This is a genomic window from Streptomyces sp. NPDC054847 (assembly GCF_053610925.1).
In genome coordinates this window covers 1-2,102 of record NZ_JBSGZJ010000712.1, presented here as the reverse complement: position 1 = coordinate 2,102, position 2,102 = coordinate 1, and the positions used below count along the sequence as shown (strand labels likewise).

The following is a 2,102-nucleotide window of genomic DNA, read 5'->3' as shown; positions in this document are numbered from 1 at the left end:
CCCGTCTGCGTCCCCCCGCCTTCCCCCCCCCCGGCGGCCACGGCGGCCGTGGGGGGGGCGGCCCCTTGTGGGGGGGTTTGGCTGGGGGGGGGGGCGGTGGGGCGGCGCGGCCCCCCCGCCCCCGCCCGCTTCTTCCAACCCCTCGGCGTGTGCCCAGGGATATTCGTGAAGCTGGAAGGCAGGGCATCAAGACATGCGACAGGTCACGCGCAAAGGCCTGATCACCGTTGCCGCCGCAGGAGGCGTACTCGCCCTCGGCGGCGGTTACGCCCAGGCGGACTCCGGGGCGTACGGAGAGGCGTCGAACTCGCCGGGCGTGCTGTCCGGCAACTCGGTCCAGGCTCCGGTGCACGTTCCCGTGAACGCCTGCGGCAACACCGTGGACGTCGTCGGGCTGCTCAACCCCACGTTCGGCAACGAATGCGCCAACGTCTCCGGGTCGGGCCACAACGGCGGCGGCGGCTCCGGAGCCGACGGCAGCGTCAGCAACTCGCCCGGCGTCGGCTCGGGCAACCAGGTCCAGGCGCCGATCGACGTGCCCGTCAACGCCTGCGGAAACAGCATCAACCTCGGTGGTCTGCTCAACCCGTCGTTCGGCAACGACTGCACGAACGACTCGGGCGGCACCCCGCCGGGTCCCGAGGAGCCGGGCAACCCCGAGGAGCCGGGCAACCCGGAGGAGCCGGGCAACCCGGAGGAGCCGGGCAACCCGGAGGAGCCGAACAAGCCGGAAGAGCCCAACAAGCCGCAGACTCCGGAAACCCCCGGGACCCCGGCCGAGCCGAACACACCGGGCCCCCAGAGCGTCACCCCCGGTGGCAGCGACGGTGAGCTCGCGGAGACCGGCATGGACGCGCTGGACATCCTGGCACCGGCGGGCGTCGGCCTGCTGCTCGCCGGAGCGGTGCTCTACCGCAGGGCCCGCGCGGCCGCGTAGGCGCACGCCGGAGCCACGGCGGTCACGGGCACGGCCACGGCCCTGTCCCGTACCGCGGTACGTCGAGGAGCGGGTCCCGCGATCGCGGGCCCGCTCCTTTCCTGTACCTGCTCGCGATCACCAGGTGGCGCGTACCTGGCGGATGATGCGCCGGCGCAGCCGCACTCTGCGGCTGCCGTCCCGGTGCAGGCTCAATCGGTCCAACTCCCAGTGTCCGTACTCGGCATGGTCGGTCAGCAGACGGGTCGCTTCCTTGCGGGAGACCCCGCGCGGCACGTACACGTCGACAAATTCGTATTCCGGCATCGCATCTATTGTGCGTGCACCGCCCCGGTACGGATAGCGTCTGCACTATGTCTGATGCTGCGCAGCCCACCGCTGCCGAGGTACGTGCCGCCGCCGAGGCGGTCAAAGCCGCACTGGACCGTCACCTCGAGGCGGTCGAGAACCGCACGGGAGACGACGACCCGGCCGTCTACGACGCGTTCAACGCGCTCGCCGCGGCGGCGGAGGGGTATGACGAGCGGCTCTACGACCGGTACGACGAGGTCACCCCCTTCGAGATCCCCGGTGCGGACGACTCGCTGCCGCCGTACGCGGGCCCCGAGGAGCCGAACGCGCTGAGCGTGCTGATCCGCCGTGACTACGCGGTCGTGGAGCCGCAGCGGCTGCTCGCCCAGGCGCAGCGCATCGCGGACGTCGATCCGGACGAAGTGGGCGCGGGCGCCCCGGTCGTCGGCACGAGCGTGCACGCCGCCCTCGGCGTGCTCTTCGGTGAGTACGAACCGGACGAAATCGCTTCCCGGCACAAGGAGTTCGGTCTGGAGGAGGGCGACTCCACGCTGTGGGTGTCCGCCGCGGACGAGCTTCCGGAGCCCGGCGAGTGGCTGAGCGTTCCCTTCGACCAGGCCGACCCGGAGCGGGTCGTCTGCCGCTTCGACGTCAGCTCCGTCTTCGACGAGGACGAGTTGCGCGAGGAGCCGCTGGACCTGGACGACGAGGACTGACCGCCCGCGTCTGTCCGTGACCGCTCGCACCCGTCCGTGACGCCCCCCGGGGCCGCCGGACGGATCCGGCCGTTGTTCCACCGGTACGGCCCGGCCCCGGCCCCCGGCCCGTGGCGACCTCGCCGTCGCCACGGGCCCGGGGCCCTCACACCGCCCCC

General features: G+C 72.5%; 3 protein-coding genes. 2 read left to right on the top strand and 1 reads right to left on the bottom strand.

All coding sequences use genetic code 11. The features are described from left to right. The first annotated feature begins 193 nt into the window (after positions 1-193). Complete coding sequence (locus ACWGH4_RS34550) at positions 194-937, top strand: chaplin (RefSeq protein WP_453467796.1); 744 nt, start codon at positions 194-196, stop codon at positions 935-937. Positions 938-1,054: 117 nt separating this feature from the next. Here the strand turns inward: ACWGH4_RS34550 and ACWGH4_RS34545 are convergent, their stop codons facing one another. Next, complete coding sequence (locus tag ACWGH4_RS34545; protein WP_005319466.1) at positions 1,055-1,243, bottom strand: DUF5703 family protein; 189 nt, start codon at positions 1,241-1,243, stop codon at positions 1,055-1,057. A 47-nt stretch (positions 1,244-1,290) separates the two neighbouring features. On the opposite strand from ACWGH4_RS34545, the gene ACWGH4_RS34540 reads away from it, so the two are divergent. Next, the gene (locus ACWGH4_RS34540; protein WP_453467794.1) at positions 1,291-1,944 is read left to right on the top strand and encodes a hypothetical protein; all 654 of its coding nucleotides are present in this window, start codon (positions 1,291-1,293) and stop codon (positions 1,942-1,944) included. The last annotated feature ends 158 nt before the right edge of the window (positions 1,945-2,102 follow it).